The sequence below is a fragment of the Bacillus infantis NRRL B-14911 genome (genome assembly GCF_000473245.1).
Taxonomy (GTDB): Bacteria; Bacillota; Bacilli; order Bacillales; family Cytobacillaceae; genus Bacillus_AB; species Bacillus_AB infantis.
On record NC_022524.1, the window covers coordinates 4,149,075 to 4,169,065 of the forward strand.

Sequence of the window (19,991 nt, forward strand, 5' to 3'; positions counted from 1 at the left end):
TGATGACATCCCCCGTAAAAACGTATTTATCTGAAAATAGACAAACTTTCGAAAAGATAAGCGAATACATCTACCATCATCCTGAAACACGCTTTGAAGAATATGATTCTGCTGAGTTCCTCGCAGTGGAATGTGAAAAAGCCGGATTCCAGGTTGAACGGAATGCCGGGAATATTGAAACAGCCTTTGTTGCCTCTTATGGCAGCGGTTCGCCTGTCATCGGCTTCCTCGGAGAATTTGATGCCCTTTCCGGCCTTGGTCAGGAGCCCGGCAAATCCTCTCCGGAGCCGACAGGAAAAAATGCCGGCCACGGGTGCGGCCACAATCTACTCGGCACCGGTGCTTTTGCAGCAGCCTGTGCAGCAAAAAACTATCTAGAAGAAAACAATCTGCCGGGAACCATTAAATTTTTCGGATGTCCCGGTAAAGAAGGCGGTTCAGGCAAGACCTTCATGGTCAGGGAAGGTGTTTTTGACGGAGTAGACGCTGCCCTTACCTGGCACCCGTCACCGGCCAACAGCATCATGAGCTTATCGAGCCTTGCAAACTATCAGGTATTTTTCCGCTTCAAAGGGCTTTCCTCCCATGCGGCCAACTCCCCTCATCTTGGGCGGAGTGCACTTGATGCAGTCGAGCTTATGAATATCGGGGTCAATTACCTCCGTGAGCATGTGATTCCGGAGGCGCGCATCCATTATGCGGTCACCAATACGGGCGGCATTTCCCCGAATGTGGTCCAGGCGGATGCTGAGGTTCTGTATTTGATCCGCTCGCCGAAGGTCAAGCAGGTTGACGATATCTACAAACGGGTGTGCAAAATTGCTGAAGGTGCGGCTTTGATGACCGAAACCGAGCTGACCATTGAGTTTGATAAAGCCTGCTCCAATTACATCCCTAACCGCAGCCTTGAGCGCATCCTCCATGAAAGCCTGCTTGAAGCCGGGATCGAAAAGCCGGACGAGCAGGAGGAAGCATACGCGAAACAGCTGTGGGACACGCTCTCTGAAGGCGAAAAAGAAAGCTATATCGATATCTTAAAAGGCTTCGGCTATATCGGGGATGGCAGCGAATTTGCCGGCAAATATCTGGCAGACACGATATCGCCGTATGAACCTTCAGGCGGCGTCCTTTCTGGCTCGACCGATGTATCAGATGTCAGCTGGGTCATCCCGACTGCACAACTGACGGCCTCGACCTCTGCTCTCGGAACGCCGCTGCATACCTGGCAGATGACCGCCCAGGGAATCAGCAGCTATGCACATAAAGGCATGATGCGGGCAGCGGAGGCGATGGCATTGACCGCCATACGTATGCTGACGGAAAAAGAAGAGCTTGAAAAAGTACTGCAGGAATTTGCTTTATTCAGGGACGGAAATCCCTATACATGTCCAATTCCGGAAGGTGTTAATCTTTCCAAGCTATCGGAGGGGTCCTCATGAAACTAGAAAACCAGCCTGGAACAAGTCCACAGAAGAAGGAAGGCATTTTTCAGAAATTCCTGAACGGAATTGAAAAAATAGGCAATAAGCTGCCAGATCCATTTATTTTATTCGTCGTCCTGACGCTTCTTGTCATTGTCGCTTCAGCCATTTTTAAAGCGTTCGGTGCTACGGTCGTCCACCCTGGAACAGGGGAAGAGCTGCCCGTCAAGAGCTTAGCTTCAGGTGAAGGTCTGCAGTATATCCTTAGCTCGATGCTCGATAACTTTACAGGCTTCGCACCGCTCGGCCTCGTACTGGCCATGATGCTTGGTATCGGCTTGGCCGAGAAAGTCGGTTTGCTTGATTATGCCATCAGGAAAACCATTCTGAAGTCACCGCCGGTATTGATCACTTATACTGTCGTATTTGTCGGAATCATGGGGAACCTGGCCTCAGATGCGGCCATGGTACTGATTCCGCCGCTCGCCGCCATGGTTTTCTACAAGGTTGGGCGCAACCCGATCGCAGGTCTCGCAGCCGGGTATGCTGCAGCCGGTGCCGGTTTTACAGCCAACCTTGTCATTACCGGGACAGACACATTGCTTGCAGGGATCTCCACGGAAGCTGCAAGGATCATTGATGACAGTTTTACCGTTTCACCTGTTGATAACTATTATTTCAATATTGTTTCCGTCTTCCTTCTTACAGTAGTCGGTGCCCTTGTCACCACTAAGTTCATCGAGCCTCGCCTTGGCAAATATAAAGGTGATGTCGTCGAAGAAGCAGTCACAGAGGATCACCCGAAAGCAGGCAAAGGCCTTCGCAATGCCGTCATCGCCGGGGGAGTTTATTTAGCCATCATCCTAGTCACTCTCTTCCTGCCTGACAGCCCATTGCGCGGCGAAGGCGGAACCATTGTCCCGTCTCCATTCATTGACGGCATCGTTCCTATTACCCTAATCTTCTTTATTGTGATCGGGGTTGCCTACGGTATGACAGTCGGAAATATCAAATCAAGCGGAGATGTTGCCAAGTACATGGCTGAATCCATGAAGGATATGGCAGGCTATATCGTCCTGATTTTTGCCATCGCGCAATTCATTGCCTATTTCAGCTGGTCCAATATCGCGACATGGGTAGCTGTAAACGGCGCCGAATTCCTGAAGGACATCGAGTTCACCGGAATCGGACTCATTATCGGATATATCATCTTTACCGCCTTGCTGAACTTCCTGATCACATCAGGTTCAGCCAAGTGGGCGCTTGAGGCTCCTGTCTTCATCCCAATGTTCATGCAGCTGGGCTACAACCCTGCATTCACCCAGGTTGCCTACAGGATCGCCGACTCGTCCACAAACATCGTCACACCATTGATGCCATACATGGTCATCACCTTATCATTCATGCAGAAGTACGATAAAAAAGCCGGGATCGGGACCTTCATCGCCCTCATGCTCCCGTACTCCATCTGCTTCCTGCTCACCTGGATCATCCTGATCCTGGTATTCTACTTCTTCGGCATTCCATTTGGGCCGGGGATTGGGCCGATGTTGTAAAAGAGCTTACTTGGCACCAGCAAACGAATTAACAGAAAAAGGCCCGCAGCCAAGCTGCGGGCCTTTTCCTCAATAAGAAGTCCGTTGGGATCATTCGTAGTTCTTGTTCTGCTCCCATTCAATTATATCAAAGTTGATGGTTCAGCAAGCTGCGTTTTCCACCTTAAAAGCTAGCCTTGTGGGATATTCTTCCACAAGGCTTCATTCTTTTTTCACTATTTCACGTTGCCCGACATAATAAACGTCTTCCAAATTCCTGTACTCTGAGAAACTTCTTCTCCTAAAACCACAAGTTTGCCTTTGTGGTTAAAGAGGAAATATCCTTCTCCACTCATGCTGTATGTTTTGCGAAGTGTAAAGGTCTCATAGTCATAAACATAGATTCTATCGCCTATTGTTAAATAGAACTCTGTCAATTCAGGATTGAAGGCAACATCACTGAAGCCTGTTCTCAGGTCAGTGAAATACTTCATATTTGTTTCTCTTAAACTGGTTGATCTGAATACTGTTCCAGCATGGTTAAACAGATAACGGCCATCCGGAGAAATGGTCATATAGGTATCTAAATTATAATCACCATGATAAGGAGAATCATAGCCTCCGGTGAATATACCATTTTCAACAGTGAAGACTTCCATATCCCGCGGACTGGTATCTGAGTTTACCGCATATATTCTCTTTTTATCAGAGTGCATAAAGAGCTCGCTTTGCTGGCGGATTGATTTTGAAGACACTTCTATACCGGTTTCTTTATTGTAGCTTTTTAAGTATGTCCACTGGCCGGAACCTGAAGAAACATAAAAATAGTTTTCATCAGCAACAATGTCATACGGGTCCACATTGATATCAAAGTACTTTTTAATCTTTAATGTCTGGGGATCTACAATTGCGACTGCACCGTTTTGTGTTTCATTCCACCAATAAGAGCTGTGCTCTCCTTTTAACAGGGTGACATAAAGCTCTCCATTCGCATAAAAAACACTCTCAGCAGGCAAACTGAATGGCAGCCGCTTAATGGATTTGGTTTCATAATTAACAGCGATCAGCGCGCCATCTTCGTTTATTCCATACACAACCGGCAGTTCACTGTCATGTACAGCATCAAGGAAGATATCAGACAATGTTTGCTTTGTGCCTTGAAGAGGTTCCATATTGATTGGTTCCGGACGCTCTTCTTTTACCTCATCCTCTTCCCATTCATCTTCTTCCTCAAAGTCTAAAACAGGCATTGCAGAAAATTTCTCGGTGCTGATTTTTTTAAAGTCAGCCTTCTTATAATCTTTTAGAAACTCATTCACATAGTCTGAAGAAATAGCAAAATTAATATCTTCAAATCCAAAGGAATTCAATCCAAGTACATAGCCCTTCATGTTTAAAAGAGGGCCGCCTGAGCTTCCAAAAGTAATTTGAGCAGTTGTTTGTATGGCTTTTAGGCTGCCCATTTCATCCTCAAAGATTTGCTTTCCAGACACAATTCCTTCTGAAATTGAATTTTTCAAACCAAACGGGCTGCCGATTGCTACTGCTTTTTCACCTTTAACAGCTGAACTAAAGCTCGCCAATGGCAAAGAAGGAAAACCAATTCTCTCTGCTGGCTTCAGAATCGCTAAATCAAGATAATCATCGTATTTAACTACCCCTTCCAGCTCAAATTCCTTGCCGCTTTCTGTAATGGCAACAGCCCTTGTTCCGCCGCTGATCACATGAAAGTTTGTGGCTACAAGCTGGTTGGCAACAATAAATCCGCTGCCTTGTGAAACAAGTTCATCATTTTCATCATATAACTCAATAACAACAACACTCTGCTCATTCTTTGCAATTTCTTCTGTACTGCGAACTGGTGCTTTTGCCATGTCGAACGGTTTAAAGTCCTCATTTAAAAAGCGGGACATGAACGCTGCAAAGTGCGCCCTGACCATGGTCTCATTCGGACGGAAAGTTCCATCCGGATAGCCTGTGGTGATATTGTGTGCTGCCAAAGACTGTACAAATGGATAAATGCTTGCTGTGGCCGGCACATCTTTAAAGCTTGAATAGGAATTGCCTTTAAGCTTATAGGCGTTAACAAGAATAATCGCCATCTGGCCTCTTGTCAGCGTACCATTGGGATCAAAAATCCCAGCGCTTTTACCTGAAATGATGCCCAGCTGTTTTGCTTTGGCAATCGCATCATATCCAGAACTGCCCGGGGGAACATCTTTAAAATTAGGGTTTGGCGCATCTCCCGTTTTGATGCCAAGTTCCCTAATAATCATGTGAACGGCCTGTACCCGTTTAATCGGATCCTGAGGCCCAAATTTACCGTTTGAATATCCGTTGATAATTCCTCTGTCTGATAAAAATAATATTTCATCACGAAAGGCAGTTACGTCTGGATATAATATACTTCCCTCCGCCTTTTTAAGGTCAATCGACACCGGAATAGTCAACAAGAGAAATAAAGTTAAAATAATCTTAAATGCCCGCTGCAAGTGCGTTCCTCCTTCATGGTTATCAGATAGATTTTAATGGAATTGGAGGAAAATAGCTTGTTGTAAAATATGGGATTTATTTCATGGTGACAGGCACCTCCCGAATTTTGTCGAACACCCAGCTAGCAGCATTCTCCCTCAACGTGTATTTGTAGACTATTCAATTTCCCCTATCCGTAGATAGCCAGCAATATTAAGCATTTTCTAAGACAGCTGTATTCCCGGGGACAGCTTTATTGAGGAATGGAAATGCGTACACGCTTAGCAGAGAATACGATAATTTAAGGAATTTAAAAAATAGACCTGTGCTAAAAGCACAAGTCTATTCTAAGAACTGAAAATGGTTAATACTAGTTTACAAATCGGCCCCTATCAGCCTTTTCAGTGAAAGACTGCTGGCCCCCGGCTTTTCACTGCCCGTAATGGCACTTCCAACAATGGCAATGTCCACAATACTATTTTTCAATGTACCAATTGTTTTTTCTGAGATTCCTCCTGCTATGGCAATCTCTGAATCCTCAAGTCCATCTGCCGCCTGAAATAACGCCGGGTCTGCCAGCTGCCCCTCCTTCTGCATGTCTTTCCCAATATGGAGACAGAACAGGCGGGCTCCGAGCTGATGAATTTCCCTCGCTCTGGCAGAGTCGTGTATGCCCAATAGATCAATCATGATTCTTTTTCCATATGCCTCTGCTGCTTCGAGTGTTTCCTTAATAGTTCCATTATGCGAGAAGCCCATTACGGTGACAATATCCGCTCCTGCCCCGAAAGCCTGATTAGCTTCGTGCCTCCCTGCATCACATGTCTTCATATCGGCTACAAGCACTTTTTCAGGAAATTCCTTTTTCATGCTGCGGATGATATCCATGCCATATTCTTTAATCACGCCTGTCCCTATTTCAATCCAGTCAATATTTTCATAAGCTTCCTTAACGATGCGGAAGCACTCCTCATTTGTCAGGCGGTCAAGAGCCAGCTGTACTTTCATCATTATCCCTCTTTCGTTAAAAATCCACAGGATTTCTCCTGTGGAAAGTTAAGTATTAAACTCCTGAATAGGCCATGAAACCGCCATCTACAGGTATGGTCACACCTGAGACGAAGCCGGAGTATTCCCCATCGGCGAGCCATAAGAGCGTGCCAAGAAGGTCATTGGGCTTGCCAAATCTTTTCATTGGTGTATGTGCGATAATTTTTTCTGATCTCGCAGTATGTGACCCGTCCTCCTTCAGGAGCAGATCACGATTTTGTGAAGTTAAAAAGAAGCCAGGCGCGATAGCATTTACCCTCATCCCCGTCTCAGCAAAATGAACAGCCATCCACATGGTAAAATTATTTATAGCCGATTTGGCAGCGCTATAAGCAGGCACCTTTGTCATTGGGGAATACGCACTCATTGAGGATATATTAATAATGATAGGCGATTCCTGCTTCAGAAGTTCCTTGCCAAATACTTGGCTGGCCAGAAATGTCCCGGTGAAATTGCTCGCAAAGACCTGTGAAAACCCCTTTTCGTCCATATCAAAGAAGGTTTTGCCGGAGGATTCCGGGTCAAAAGTTTCGGCTGCCGTGATAGCATCCGGATGATTGCCGCCTGCACCATTGATTAAAATATCCACCCGCCCAAAGCTTTTTAATACTTCTTCTTTGGCGCTTTCCAACGAGGATCTGTCCAGAACATCTGCGGCAGCAGCTATGGCTTTGCCGCCGGACTCATTTATTTCAGAAGCGATGGCCTCTCCTTTTTCAGCAGTCCGGTTCAAAATGGCAACATTGACTCCATGCCTTGAAAGCTCCCGTGCCATTTCTGAGCAAAGCACCCCGCTCCCGCCTGTTATAACGGCGGTTTTCCCATTAAGGTTCTCATGAATTGGAAACATTAGAATTCCCCCGTTTTTCAGATTGATAGGCATCCCACAGCCCGTGAAGGTACATGATGCCAAGCGCCCTGTCATACAGTCCGTATCCCGGCCTGCATTTCTCATCCCAGATATGCCTTCCATGGTCAGGCCTCACATATCCTTCATACTGAATATCGGACAGTTCTTTGACAACCCCTTTAATATTAATGGATCCATCTGATGTCAGATGAGAGGTTTCAATAAAATCGCCATTTTCATATATTTTTACATTGCGGATATGGGCGAAAGGAGATCTTCCGGCAAACTCCGCAGCAAGCTTCACCATATCATTTGCCGGATTTGCCCCAAGTGAACCGGTACAGAATGTAATGCCATTGGAAGGTGAGTCAGAAATGGCAAGAAGCTTTTCAAGGCTCTCTCTGCCTGTCATGATGCGCGGAAGGCCAAAGATGGACCATGGCGGATCATCCGGATGAATCGCCATTTTGATTCCTGCCTCCTCGGCTACAGGCAGAATTTCATGCAGGAAGTACCCAAGATTCCTCCACAAGTCTGACTCTCCTATCTCTTTATAGGCTTCAAACAGCTCCTTGATCCGCGCAAGCTTTTCCGGCTCCCAGCCTGGCAGCGTCAGGTCAGAAGCAGCTGCAACCGTGTCTATTAATTCCTGCGGATCCAGATTATCCACCTTCAGCTTTTCATAAAAAAGGGCTGTGGATCCATCCGGCAGCTCTTTATAAAGCTCTGTCCTGGTCCAGTCGAAAATCGGCATGAAATTATAACAGATGACCTTGACGCCAAATTCACCAAGATTGCGGATGGTCTGTTTATAATTTTCTATATAAAAATCCCGTTCTTCATTTCCGAGCTTTATTGATTCATGAACATTTACACTTTCGACAACTTCTCCATGGAAGCCAAATGATTGAATATACTCGAGCTCGGATTGAATCTCTTCCTTCTCCCAAACATCTCCGGCAGGTTTATGGTGAAGTGCCCAAACTATGCCCTTTACATCCGGGATCTGCTGGATGTTCTCCAGGTTTACCGTATCATTATTCCTGCCATACCAGCGGAATGTCATGTTCATTTCTGTCCACTCTCCTCTGCAGCAGCTATGTATTTCCGGCAGAGCTCTGTGACTGCTGCCTTTCCTCCAGATTGATAGGCTTTATTCAGGTCGCTTCCAATCCCGGCAGCAACAGCTCCAGCCTTCAGCCAGCTGCCAATGTTTTGAAGATTTACTCCTCCTGTCGGCATGATCTTCACCTGCGGAAGCGGGCCATTGACTGCACCGATGAAGGATGGATCAAAGCGGTTGGCAGGAAAAAGCTTCACGATGTCAGCTCCGCTTTCAAGGGCTGACACAATTTCCGTAATGGTCATACAGCCTGGCAGGTATGGCACGCTGTATCGATTGCATATTACAGCTATGTCTCTATTAAAATTGGGGCTGACTATGAAGCTTGCCCCGTTAAGAATGGCATGCCGGGCTGTCTCCGGATCCAATACTGTCCCGGCGCCTATCAGCCCGCCCTCACTTCTCACAGCTTCAAATACCTTTGCCACATCAGGCGTCGTGTACGTCAATTCTATTGCCTGGAAGCCGCCTTCTAAAGCTGCGGCCGATATGTCAATAGCCTCTTCGGCAGTCCTGCCCCGCACAACGGCAACAACTTTTGAATCTGCCAATTTATTCAACACTTCTATTTTTCCGTTCATTCTATCACTCCTCATTCAAAGACAATGACTGCTTTGCGCACCTGGTCCGGATTTTCCTCAACAAAGTTGAACGCTTCCTGAACTTCATCAAGAGTAAATTTATGAGTAATAAATCCATTTGCTTCAAGCTTTCCTTCGTTCAGGAGGGAAATTACTTTTCCAAACTGGTTTGTCTGTAATCTTGAACCGACAATGGTAACTTCCTTCTTGGTGATAGGAAGCTGGGAAATGGGCGATGGCTTCTCGTCAAAGCCCAGCACAACCACCCGTCCTGCCGGGGAAACCACGTTTACCCCCAGCTCAAAAGTAGATGGCAGGCACACAGCGTCAATGACAATATTCGGCCCCTCTCCTCCAGTCAGCTCCATAACTCTATCTTCGACGGACTCTTTTCCGGCATCAATGACTTCATCAGCCCCATTTTCCTTGGCAAACGCAAGGCGCTCTTGTTTTAAATCAGTCATGATGACATGCGCGCCGCTGAGCTTCGCCATCTTCAGGATGCAGATGCCGATTGGGCCGCAGCCCTGGATGAGGACAGAGTCACCTTCTTGAACATCACCTCTCCAGACAGACTGGGCACCAATCGTATATGGTTCGGCCAGAACGATTTCATCCCAGTCAAGGCCAGGGTCTGCCGCATGAAGCTGCTTTTCCGGCAGGACGAAATATTCCCGCATGCCGCCATCCTCATGTACGCCGAACACAGACAGGTTGCTGCAGACATTAGGTCTGCCTGTCCGGCATGCGTAGCATTCTCCGCAATAGCGGATCGGCTCAACCACAACATGGTCGCCAGGCTTTACGCCCGTAACGCCTGACCCTATTTCAACGACTTCTCCCGCGACTTCATGCCCGGGAACTCTTGGATATGTGGCCAGCGGATTGGTTCCATGATAGATATGCATATCCGAGCCGCAGATCCCTACCCGCTTTACTTTTACAAGTACTTCTTCAGGATGGGAGATGACCGGTTTTTCCGTATCAATAATTTCCATTTCCATTGCTTTTGGTATTTGTACTGCCTTCATAATTTTCTCCTCCTATTCAAATAAGCTTGGCAGGAACAGTGAGATTTGCGGCACGAATGCTACAAGCAGCAGGACCGCCAGGCTGACGCCAAGGAATGGCACCAGCTCCTTCGCTGTTTTTCCAATGGATACCTTGCCGATTTGAGATGCAACGAAGAGACATACACCGACTGGCGGTGTTACAAGTCCAATGACAAGATTCAATACCATCATGACTCCGAACTGGACTGGATCCATGCCGACCGAAGCGGCAACCGGCAATAATACCGGGAACAGGATCACAAGAGCTGCGATTGTTTCCATAAAAGTACCGACAAACAGCAAGAGCAGGTTAATCAGCAGAATGACTACAATTGGATTGCTTGAGATACCAAGAATGGTATCGGCAACCATTTGCGGAATCTGTTCGCTGACCATGATCCACCCAAACAGATTCGCAAAGCCGACCAGCAGCATAATGGAGGCTGTGCTCGTCATGGAGGACAGCATAATTTCCGGGATTTTTCTTACAGGAAGCTCCTTATAGACAAAAATTCCGATGACAAAGGCATACAAAACAGCAATGATGGAGGCTTCTGTTGGTGTGAAATATCCGCCAAGGATTCCATAAAGGATGATAACTGTCATGAACAGCGCCCAAAAGGCACCGGTAAAGCTTTTCCAAATCTCCTTCAGAGATTTTCTTTCCCCCTTTGGATACTTGCGCCTTACAGAAATGATGTAAGTAGGAATCATAAGTCCCACACCGAGCAGCAGACCAGGCAGCGCTCCGGCAAGGAAAAGGTCTCCGATTGATACCGATGCCAGCGTCCCGACAATGATCATCGGCAGGGATGGAGGAATGATAGGTCCTACTGTAGAGGATGATGCTGTTACTGCAGCAGAAAAGCCGGCTCCGTAGCCTTCTTTCTTCATAGCCGGAATCAGTACGGCCCCTATGCTTGCCGTATCTGCCAGTGCAGTTCCGGAAATCCCAGCAAAGCCCATGGAGGAACCAACATTAGCAAGTCCAAGGCCGCCGCGGATATGGCCAAAGCAATTATTGGCAAAATTGATGATCCGATCGGTGATGCCCCCGGCGTTCATCAGGTTCCCTGCAAGAATGAAGCCCGGGATACATAACAGAACAAAGGAATTTAGTCCCCCGAACATTTTTTGGGGAATGATATTCAGCGGAATATCACCAAGGATCAGATAAATGAGCGATGACAGGCCAAGGCTGAAGGCAACTGGCACGCCAAGGAAAATCAAGATGATAAAAGAAAAGAACAGCACGGCTGCCATCATAGTTCTCCACCGCCAATCTGTGAATTAAAGTCTTCTTTATTGCGGATAAGCCTGATGATTTTTACGATAGAATATAACACCAGGAAGATGCTCATAATCAGGATGGATGCATGAATGGCAGACATCTGGAAAGGCATGGTCGCTGACGTCTGATTTTTCCCAAGCTGATAAAAAAACCACCCTTCCTTCACCAGGATTACCCCAAGGAAGAGAATGAGCAAATATATAAATACCTCATAAAATCTGCGGACATTATGGGACATCTTTGCAAAGATCAAATCAACATTTATGAATTCCCCCCGCAGCAAAGCAAGCGGAGCCCCAAAGCAAATTGCATACAAGAACAGATAGCGGGTAAGTTCTTCAGTCCAGATGGCTGTATAAGGGAGATACCTGGACATAATCTGGATCATAACAACGATGATGACACCTGAAAAACTGGCAACTGTCAGAAAAGATAATGCACGGTCCAGCCAGATTCTTATTTTCATCGTTATACCTTCCTTTCTCTATAGCTGATAAAAGGTTTGAAGAAAGGCACTGCGGGCAAGATTCCCGGTGCCTTTCCCAATCAGCCGATCTATTATTCTACTTCAAGGATTTTCTCATAAAGCTCATACTGTTCAGGCTTCAGGCTGTCTTTGATTGCAGGCTGCATCTTTTCGCGGAAAGCATCCTGGTCTACGTCGATAAACTCCATGCCTTCATCTTCCAGCTCAGACTCGATTTTGGAAATCTCTTTGTCATAAAGCTCTTCCCCAAAGGCTTGAGCCTCTTCAGCCGCTTCCTTTACAGCTTTTTGCTGCTCTTCATTCAGCGCTTCAAACTGTTTGTTTCCTACAAGAATATAAATCCATGAATATACATGCTCTGTACGGTTAACATACTTTTGAACCTCGTAAAGACCGCCGCTCTGAATTAAGTCGACCGGGTTTTCCTGCCCTTTGATGACTCCCTGCTGAAGGCCTGTGAAGACTTCGTTAAAGTCCATAACCTGTGGTTTAGCACCCGCTTCCTCCCAAACTTTGAGGAATAAAGGAACATTCGGCACACGCATAGAGAAGCCCTTCAGATCAGAAGGTGATTCAATCGGCTCTGATGAAGTTAGGTTTCGCGGAGCCCTTGTATGATAGTACAGCGGTGTTAATCCAGCTTTTTCCGTAATTTCTTTTTCAATCTCTTCACCAATTTCGCCTTCTACGACATTTTTTACATGCTCCAGATCACGAAACGCATATGGAACTGCCATCAAAGCTGCTTTTGGCGCCCAGTTCTGCAGGGTTTCGCCCGAGATAACCATATCGGCTGTGCCTGCCTGAATCGCATTAATGGTATCGGTTTCTCCCCCTAAAGAGTTATTTGGAAAAATTTGAATTTCAATCTGTCCATCTGTTTTCTCTTCCACAAGGCTTGCAAATTCTTCTGCCGTTTTATGCCAGATATGATTCTCATCTGCAAGATGGCCGAATTTCCACTTGATTACTTTTCCATCACCATCTCCGCTGGCCCCGTTTGAACCTCCGGAACCGCATGCACTAAGAAGTAATGTTGCAGCCAAGACGCCTGATAACCACTTTGCTTTCATTTGTAATTCCTCCCAAGTTTGTATTAGTTGGTTAAATATTCGTGTACAGTTGAGGCAATGGTAATGCCTTCCTTTAGGTTCTTCTCTTCATTTCTCTGCTCGATTTCCCCTGGAACCAGTACGCTTGAATACCCTGGTGCAGGAGGCGATTGCCTGATTTCGTCCATCATGCGGTCCATATTTTCGAGAAACACTTCTTCATCAGTGAAAAAGGCAGGATTAATGGCACAGAAATAATGGCCAAGCTTTCTTTTTTTGTCCAGGTCGCCATACATTTTTGCAACATGCGGACCAAAAGCCGCTCCTGCAAGAAGTCCTGAAAAAATGTCGACGATCATGGAAAGGCCATATCCTTTAGGTCCTCCAAACGGCAGCAGTGAAACCACCTTGCCGGGATCCGTTACGGCTCCCCCATTTTCATCTACTCCCCAGCCTTCAGGAATATCCTTGCCTTCCTCTTTATGCTGGAGCACCTTGCCGAAGGCTACATTGGATGTTGCCATGTCCAGGATGAATGGCTTATTCATCTTTGCAGGGACTCCATAAGCAATCGGGTTTGTGCCAAGGAAGGCCTCTTTTCCGCCGAAAGGCACCACAATTTTGTCAGTATGAGTCATGGCGATCCCAATCAGATTCTCTTCCGCAGCTTCCTGTACAAAATAACTGAGCGCACCGCAGTGGCTGCTGTTAATGGCTGTGACCATTCCAATGCCGTTTTCCTTTGCCATGGAAATCGCCTGCTTCATGGCCTCATCACCGATTACATGCCCGAAGCCGTCATCGCCATCCACTACACCGGTCACCGGTCCTGTTTTGTTGAATGTGATATTGGCATCCGGATTGATCCCCCCCGCATTCAGGCGGTTCACATAATGCTCCGTTCTTAGCACACCATGCGAATTTACGTTGCGCAGATCGGCATGGACGAGTATTTCCGCTACTTTTTCTGAATGCTCCTGATTCAAGCCGGCTGCAGTCAGCTTTTGTATAACGAGCTTTTTAGCTTCTTCGTGAGAAATCGTTATTGTTGACATGATGGGCCTCCTACTCAAGATTGGTATGGTTTTTTTTCATTTCATCGTTAACATCATTTTCATCAAGACTGTCTATGATGGCTGCATCGAGCAGAAGGTGAGCAGCCTGATCAAATTGATTGCCCAAAGGCTGAATAGTCTTTGGCTCTCCGGGCAGGCGATATTTTGTCGCAGCCGGAATAACTAGGCATCCGGCAAAAACAGGATTCTGGACAGCCTCCTTGCTTGTCGTGACTAGAAATACCTTAGACCCTGTCTTTGAAGCGTTTTCAGAAACGGACATAGCCTGGCCGGTTTTTCCGGATCCTGATAAAACAATAAGAATGTCATTTTCCGAAATCGCAGGTGTTGTTGTTTCACCTACAACATATACGGTTTTACCGCTGTGCATCAGGCGCATGGCAATTGCTTTGGCAACGAGCCCGGATCTGCCTTCTCCCGCAAAGAAAAATCTTCCGTCTCCTTTTAGGAGTTCAACAAATGACTGATATTGTTCAGCATCAACTGCTGTACAAACCGCTCTCATTTCCTCTAGAATGGCAGCTGTAGTTTTCATAGGCTCCCCCTCAGCGTTCAACGATTTCTTCTTTATTTATAAATGCCTTTACTTCCTCCAGGTATGGCAGACCTTCATTATCCCCTGAAACGGTTGTAACTAGTGCCCCTGTACCATTGGCAAAGCGGAGAAGCTCTTCCGGGCTGTAGCCATGCAGCCAGCCGTATGTATAGCCTGCATCAAAGCCGTCTCCGGCTCCCACTGTATCAACTGCTTTTACCGGAAAGCACTCTGCCTTTGTCCAGCTTCCATTTCTCAAAAGCTTCGACCCGTTGGCCCCGTCCTTTATAACCAGATCCGCAATGCTGTAATCGCTTGCAAATAACGCCAAATCTTTTTCAGAATCACTGCCGTTGATCTGTCTGATCTCATCGAGCCCCGTCAGGAGGATGTCTGTATATGGAAATATGGCTTTATAAGCTTTTCTCGCCTCTTCGATCGTCCAGAGCTTAAGCCGGATATTGGGATCGAAGGAGACTGGTATTTGTTTTTCCCTTGCCAGTCTGGCAAGCTTTAATGAAATACCCGGATTTTTTTTGTCTATTGCCATGAACACGCCTGTCAGATGAAGGAGGTCTACACCTTCCAGAATCTTTTCATCAATCATGTCTTCCGATAAGGCAAGAATCGGCGAGTTGTATCGGTAATAAAAGGTCTTTCCTGACCCATCCTCGTTTATCTGCTTAAAATTCAGCGAGGTAGGGCTGCCTTCGACAAAATCCACTGCGGCTGTGTCGATTCCTTCACCGCGGGCGAAGTTATAGATGACCCGGCCAAATTCATCATTGCCAAGCCGGCTGACCCACTTGCTGCTGAGGCCAAGCCTTGCGCATCCAATTGCATAATTCAGCTCAGCGCCTCCTATCTTTCGCTCAAAGCTTGTCACGAACCTAAGCGGGCCTTTCGCCGATGGATTAAGGGTAATCATGGCATCCCCTATGGTTAAGACTTTTTTCGGTGATGTCATTTGCTTTCTCTCCTAACTCTTTATCGACTCCCGCTCAACCAGGAGCGGAGCGTATCTTTTTACTTCATATGATTCTGCCATTTCCTGCTCTCCTATAAGCCTCAGAAGTTCTACGGCCGCATCCTTGCCAATCTCAAAGGTTGGCTGTTTAATAGCTGTGATTGGCGTGGCTGCGATCTCAAGGAAATCAGAATCGTCTATTGCTACTACACTGACATCCTCCGGTATACGAAGCTTCTTTTTTCTTAGAAACTTCAGAAGTTCGATAAGGGAAAGATCATTTGTAGCAAAGAAACAATCGGGCATCTCATCTGCAAGCCAGAGATTTTCCAGCTTATCAAAAATTTCATGCCGTTCTGCTGCAATGATCCATTCTTCATTTGGGGTAATGCCATTAGCTTTAAGCTTCTCCCGGTACCCTTCAATCCGCTCTAATCGGGGGGTTACTTTCTGGGCGGTCGACATGGACACTACCCCAATTTTCCTTTGTTCATGCCTGAGCAGCTCTTCAACAGCAATCTCTGCAGCTTTTACATTATCAAGGAGGAAAGTGGGATAAATGGGTTTTACCGGCTTTCTGTCCACGAAAACAATGGGAAAATTCGAGCGCTTTAGCTGTTCATAGAGCAAGGCATTTCCTTTTGTAGGAAAGATGATCAAGCCATCCACCTGCTTTGCCAGGAGCATATCAATATATGCACGCTCCTTTTCCGGATTTTCATCCGAATTGCAGACAAACAAGTGAAAATGATTCGTTTCGCAGACATCCTCTATCGCCCGGATAATCTCTGTCGAAAATGTATGGAGAATATTGGCGACAATTACCCCTATTGTGGAGGACTTTTTCTGCTTGAGGCTTTTAGCCACAAAGTTGGGTATATAGCCCAGCTCACTGATCGCTTCCTGAATCCGGATCTTCGTAGCCTCGGCCATATACTCATAGCGATTATTGATATATTGCGAGACTGTGCTCTTGGAAACGCCGGCCTTCACCGCAACATCTTGCATTGTTATTTTATTCATTTTATGGTCCCTCTCTATAAACCGATTTAGTAAATCGGTTTAGTAAACCGGTTTAGGGAAAGTATAAATGAAACCCCTTTCAAAATCAAGGTTAATTCTGAAAATTTTTATATTGGTGACAGGCACCTCCCGAATTTTGTCGAATCTTAAACTTTAATCGGGCTGAGCAAAGTAACGTAAACTTAACCCAATGGGACTACATTAAAATATGGGTAACTGCACTAAAATAGGAGGCGCTTTTTAGCACCTCCTTTCCCAATAAGTATCCTATGGCTTTACATACTCTATAAACTCCTCCATAGTCGTTTCCGCCACCACCGGCAGCCTCGGGATCTCATAAATGCGGTCGCCCCTCTCTGCCGCTTTTTTCTCTACAGTAAATGCCATTCGAAACCCTAGATTGATTAGGGAGTTTATCGTATTGGGAGTATATTCTCCGTAAGGATAGGCAAACGCCTTTTTTCTGCCTTCCAATTGCCTGATGCTGGTTCTTAGGTCTTTTTCAATCTGATCTGCCTCTTTTGTCAGCAGAAAGGAAGCATCCTGATTAAACCGGTTTTTTTCCCTCTGGTGAAGATTGTAGGTATGGCTCTGATAGTCGAATACATCACAGCCTCTTTCTATTTCATGAAGGCTGAGATACTGGATTTCCTCAGGCACATAAGGATGGAGCTTGCTTGTCACATACCCGGTTATGATAAAGCTGACAGCTGTGAAATTGTATTTTTTTAAGATAGGATAGGCTTCCACATAGTTATCCTTATAACCATCATCAAAGGTGATAACAACGCTCTTAGCAGGAACATCCTTTTTCCTTGCTAAAAAATCATATAGCTCAGATAACGTCAAAGATGTATAGCCTTTCTCTTTTAAATAGGCCATTTGCTTTTCAAAGTCTTCCTTTAATACAACCATTGGATTCAGTTTACCTTTGATATAGTGGCTTTCAGACAGGTCCTCTCTGCTTACAATATGATGGTATGACAAGACAGGAACTTTAGCTGCCGCCTCTTTTGGAGGCTTTTTTATCGTAGATTCCTTGGTGCAGGCATCCAAGTGAAAGGATTGGTCTGCGGGATATAATCCCTGATGCTCAACAGCGAGAATATCATATTCGTCAACGACAAAACTGAAACCTGATATCATCAGGGTCAGCAGCACCAGAAAACCAAAAGCAACCGCTCCCTTTGCAGCCTTCATGCTCACGCCTTTTCCGCCCCTTTCCATGCCAGATTTCCAGACCTCTCAAGCTTATTCCAGCTTTTAGATTTATGAAAAAAGGACAGCGTCCCATAAGCGACAAACAATAGATTCATAATGCGATAGAATAATATATCCGCCGGCAGAAAGACAAGGATCCTGAGTATATCCCTCTTCCGAAAGGAAACCCCATGCAGATGGCTGATAAACAATGTTGTAAAAAATTGATAGATATACAGGAAGACGGCCCCTGAACCGAGCATGAGCACAAGCAGAAGCTGGCCCTGATTCAACAGCAGCATCGCCGGTATGGCCAGCATTGGAAAGGCATTCAATGTGCCGACAAGGAATTGGTCAAACAAAAAGACAGTAGAAAAGCCAAAAGGCAGTTTGCGGAAAAAGGATTTCCGGTATTGTATCAGGCAGTCAATAAAGCCTTTTTGCCAGCGGACCCTCTGCTTGAACATGTCCCTTAGCGTACTGGGGCATTCAGTATAACAGACAGCGGCTGGGACGTAGGAAATTCTGTGGACACAGCCATGTTCTTTGATCAGCTTCTGGATCTTAAGGGTAATATCCATATCCTCGCCAATCGTTTCCCGAAAACCGCCAATATTAAATAGGACCTCCCGGCGGAATGCTCCAAATGCTCCTGCTATGACCGTCATGGCTCCGAGCGATGCCTGGGCCCGTTTATGAAGATAAAACGCGGTTAAATATTGGAGGAACTGAAATTTAATGATCCCCTTTAGCTTAAAAGTAGGTTTAAGATGATGGACGTGCCCACTGAAAGCCTGTGCGATAAGGACGTTTCCACCGCAGGCAATAATGCCTGATTCCTGGAATTCAGCATTCATTTCTGAAAGGCTGTTCCTCTCCAATATGCTGTCCGCATCAAGCGTAACAACAATGTCATTTTGGCTGAAGTTGATTCCGGCATTCAAGGCATCCGATTTTCCGCCATTTCGCTTGTCAATGACAAAGATATTGGAGTACCGCTCTGATTGAAATACAGCTGTTATCTCTTTATGCTCTAATTTTCTTGAAAAAGCCCTTCTGCATGGAACCAGGGACAATAGCTCTGTAAGCATGCCAATTGTATGGTCAGTTGATCCGTCATTTACAATGATCAGCTCTGATTCCTGATGCCTCTGGCCACTGTAGCCAATGATACAGGACTCAAGCACTTTTTCTTCGTTAAAAGCAGGCACAATGACGGAAAAGCTGTACATTTTCCTGACTTCCTTGCGCTTTTTTTTCTCTTCCTTGAACAATGGAATTAAAATATACAGGGACTGCATAATTACAAAGGCAAAAAAGATGGCAAAAGATACATACAGCAGTACTATCACTGGCCTATCCCTCCTTGTTGGTATACCCTGACATAGTCAATCAGCAATTCTTTTGGAAAATCATCCTGCGGATCCGGCGGTCCCGGCCAGTTTCCGCCAATGGCCGTATTTATATACAGAAAGAGAGGCGAATCCGGCGAAAATTTATCTGTTTCAAAGACGTTTCTGCCGTCCAGTGTCCATATGATTCTTCCCGGTTCCCATATTAGACCGTACAGATGGAAATCCTCAGAGAAATCAATATCCTCCGTTATCTTTGTGTAATCCCTTTTTTGTTTGCCGGCTTCGTCCTTCCAATGAACAACATAATAAAGCTCGTTCGGAGCCTGGCCAATATTCTCCATGATATCTATTTCCGGCAGCCAGTCTTCGTCGGAATTCACAAGCCAGAAAGCGGGAAATATGCCTCTTCCCTTCGGCAGCTTCGCTCTGATCTCAATTTTTCCATAAGTGAACTCAAACTTGCTTTCAGTCGTAACAGCACCAGAGGTATAGCTTCGTCCCTTATAAGACTCTTTTCTGCTTGAAATAACCAGGAGATCATCCCTGACATCAATATTTTCCGGAAGGTAATACTGCCATTCTCCATTTTTTTCTGATGGCCAATTTTGCGGATTCCACTTTATGAATGACTTTTCATCGTGAAATTCATCATTCCAGACAAGATGCCACCCATCTTTCTTTGTCATATCCACTGAAGGGGCAGCCATTTCTTCTTTACCGAATACTCTTTCTGGCATCTTCGCAGCCGTTTGCTTTTCATGTACAAATTCACTGCCTGGCAAAGCCAAAATAAGAAGAAACAAGAAAAAAATCTTCATGGACGCACACCTTCTTTTTAAGGGATTAATCATTCTTTATTAAGAACACAAAGATAACACTAATCTGTTCTTTTTAAAGAACGATATAGTTTATATTAACAAA

18 protein-coding genes are annotated in these 19,991 nt (G+C 45.8%); 2 read left to right on the forward strand and 16 right to left on the reverse strand.

Annotated elements, in window-relative coordinates:
- Positions 1–2 precede the first annotated feature (2 nt).
- Complete coding sequence (locus N288_RS20785) at positions 3–1,439, forward strand: M20 family metallopeptidase (RefSeq protein ID WP_009792906.1); 1,437 nt, start codon at positions 3–5, stop codon at positions 1,437–1,439.
- Positions 1,436–2,977: an AbgT family transporter gene (locus N288_RS20790; RefSeq protein ID WP_009792905.1), complete on the forward strand. Its 1,542-nt coding sequence runs from the start codon at positions 1,436–1,438 to the stop codon at positions 2,975–2,977. The genes N288_RS20785 and N288_RS20790 overlap by 4 nt, the downstream gene beginning before the upstream one ends.
- Positions 2,978–3,192: 215 nt before the next feature.
- On the opposite strand, the gene N288_RS24400 is transcribed toward N288_RS20790, so the two are convergent.
- The 16 genes from N288_RS24400 to N288_RS20875 form a co-directional block, all read right to left on the reverse strand.
- Positions 3,193–5,448 carry an S-layer homology domain-containing protein gene (locus tag N288_RS24400; protein ID WP_022544425.1) on the reverse strand — a complete coding sequence of 752 codons (2,256 nt, stop codon included), beginning with the start codon at positions 5,446–5,448 and terminating at the stop codon, positions 3,193–3,195.
- Between the two features lie 355 nt (positions 5,449–5,803).
- Positions 5,804–6,439 carry a 3-hexulose-6-phosphate synthase gene (gene hxlA, locus N288_RS20805; protein ID WP_009792903.1) on the reverse strand — a complete coding sequence of 212 codons (636 nt, stop codon included), beginning with the start codon at positions 6,437–6,439 and terminating at the stop codon, positions 5,804–5,806.
- A 52-nt stretch (positions 6,440–6,491) separates the two neighbouring features.
- Positions 6,492–7,328 carry an SDR family oxidoreductase gene (locus N288_RS20810; RefSeq protein WP_009792902.1) on the reverse strand — a complete coding sequence of 279 codons (837 nt, stop codon included), beginning with the start codon at positions 7,326–7,328 and terminating at the stop codon, positions 6,492–6,494.
- Entirely contained in the window at positions 7,312–8,400 is a 1,089-nt protein-coding gene (gene uxuA, locus N288_RS20815; RefSeq protein WP_009792901.1) for a mannonate dehydratase, read from the reverse strand. The genes N288_RS20810 and uxuA overlap by 17 nt, the downstream gene beginning before the upstream one ends.
- Complete coding sequence (locus N288_RS20820; RefSeq protein ID WP_009792900.1) at positions 8,397–9,032, reverse strand: bifunctional 2-keto-4-hydroxyglutarate aldolase/2-keto-3-deoxy-6-phosphogluconate aldolase; 636 nt, start codon at positions 9,030–9,032, stop codon at positions 8,397–8,399. Before N288_RS20820 ends, uxuA begins: the two co-directional genes overlap by 4 nt.
- Positions 9,033–9,043: 11 nt before the next feature.
- Entirely contained in the window at positions 9,044–10,063 is a 1,020-nt protein-coding gene (locus N288_RS20825) for a zinc-binding alcohol dehydrogenase family protein (protein ID WP_009792899.1), read from the reverse strand.
- A gap of 12 nt (positions 10,064–10,075) precedes the next feature.
- Positions 10,076–11,350 carry a TRAP transporter large permease gene (locus N288_RS20830; protein ID WP_009792898.1) on the reverse strand — a complete coding sequence of 425 codons (1,275 nt, stop codon included), beginning with the start codon at positions 11,348–11,350 and terminating at the stop codon, positions 10,076–10,078.
- A complete protein-coding gene (locus N288_RS20835) occupies positions 11,347–11,841 on the reverse strand; it encodes a TRAP transporter small permease (protein ID WP_009792897.1) in 495 nt (164 codons plus the stop codon). Before N288_RS20835 ends, N288_RS20830 begins: the two co-directional genes overlap by 4 nt.
- 92 nt (positions 11,842–11,933) lie before the next feature.
- Positions 11,934–12,935, reverse strand: a complete 1,002-nt coding sequence (locus tag N288_RS20840) for a TRAP transporter substrate-binding protein (RefSeq protein WP_009792896.1) — start codon at positions 12,933–12,935, stop codon at positions 11,934–11,936.
- 23 nt (positions 12,936–12,958) lie between these two features.
- Entirely contained in the window at positions 12,959–13,969 is a 1,011-nt protein-coding gene (allD, locus tag N288_RS20845; protein ID WP_009792895.1) for an ureidoglycolate dehydrogenase, read from the reverse strand.
- 10 nt (positions 13,970–13,979) lie between these two features.
- The gene (gene hxlB, locus N288_RS20850; protein WP_022544428.1) at positions 13,980–14,525 is read right to left on the reverse strand and encodes a 6-phospho-3-hexuloisomerase; all 546 of its coding nucleotides are present in this window, start codon (positions 14,523–14,525) and stop codon (positions 13,980–13,982) included.
- Between the two features lie 10 nt (positions 14,526–14,535).
- The gene (locus tag N288_RS20855; RefSeq protein WP_009792893.1) at positions 14,536–15,492 is read right to left on the reverse strand and encodes a sugar kinase; all 957 of its coding nucleotides are present in this window, start codon (positions 15,490–15,492) and stop codon (positions 14,536–14,538) included.
- Between the two features lie 12 nt (positions 15,493–15,504).
- Positions 15,505–16,515, reverse strand: a complete 1,011-nt coding sequence (locus N288_RS20860; RefSeq protein ID WP_009792892.1) for a LacI family DNA-binding transcriptional regulator — start codon at positions 16,513–16,515, stop codon at positions 15,505–15,507.
- A 267-nt stretch (positions 16,516–16,782) separates the two neighbouring features.
- A complete protein-coding gene (locus N288_RS20865) occupies positions 16,783–17,715 on the reverse strand; it encodes a polysaccharide deacetylase family protein (RefSeq protein ID WP_156917024.1) in 933 nt (310 codons plus the stop codon).
- A 2-nt stretch (positions 17,716–17,717) separates the two neighbouring features.
- The gene (locus N288_RS20870) at positions 17,718–19,067 is read right to left on the reverse strand and encodes a glycosyltransferase family 2 protein (protein WP_009792890.1); all 1,350 of its coding nucleotides are present in this window, start codon (positions 19,065–19,067) and stop codon (positions 17,718–17,720) included.
- Positions 19,064–19,888 (reverse strand): glycoside hydrolase family 16 protein, encoded by an 825-nt coding sequence (locus N288_RS20875; protein WP_009792889.1) that lies wholly within the window; start codon positions 19,886–19,888, stop codon positions 19,064–19,066. Before N288_RS20875 ends, N288_RS20870 begins: the two co-directional genes overlap by 4 nt.
- Positions 19,889–19,991 lie beyond the last annotated feature (103 nt).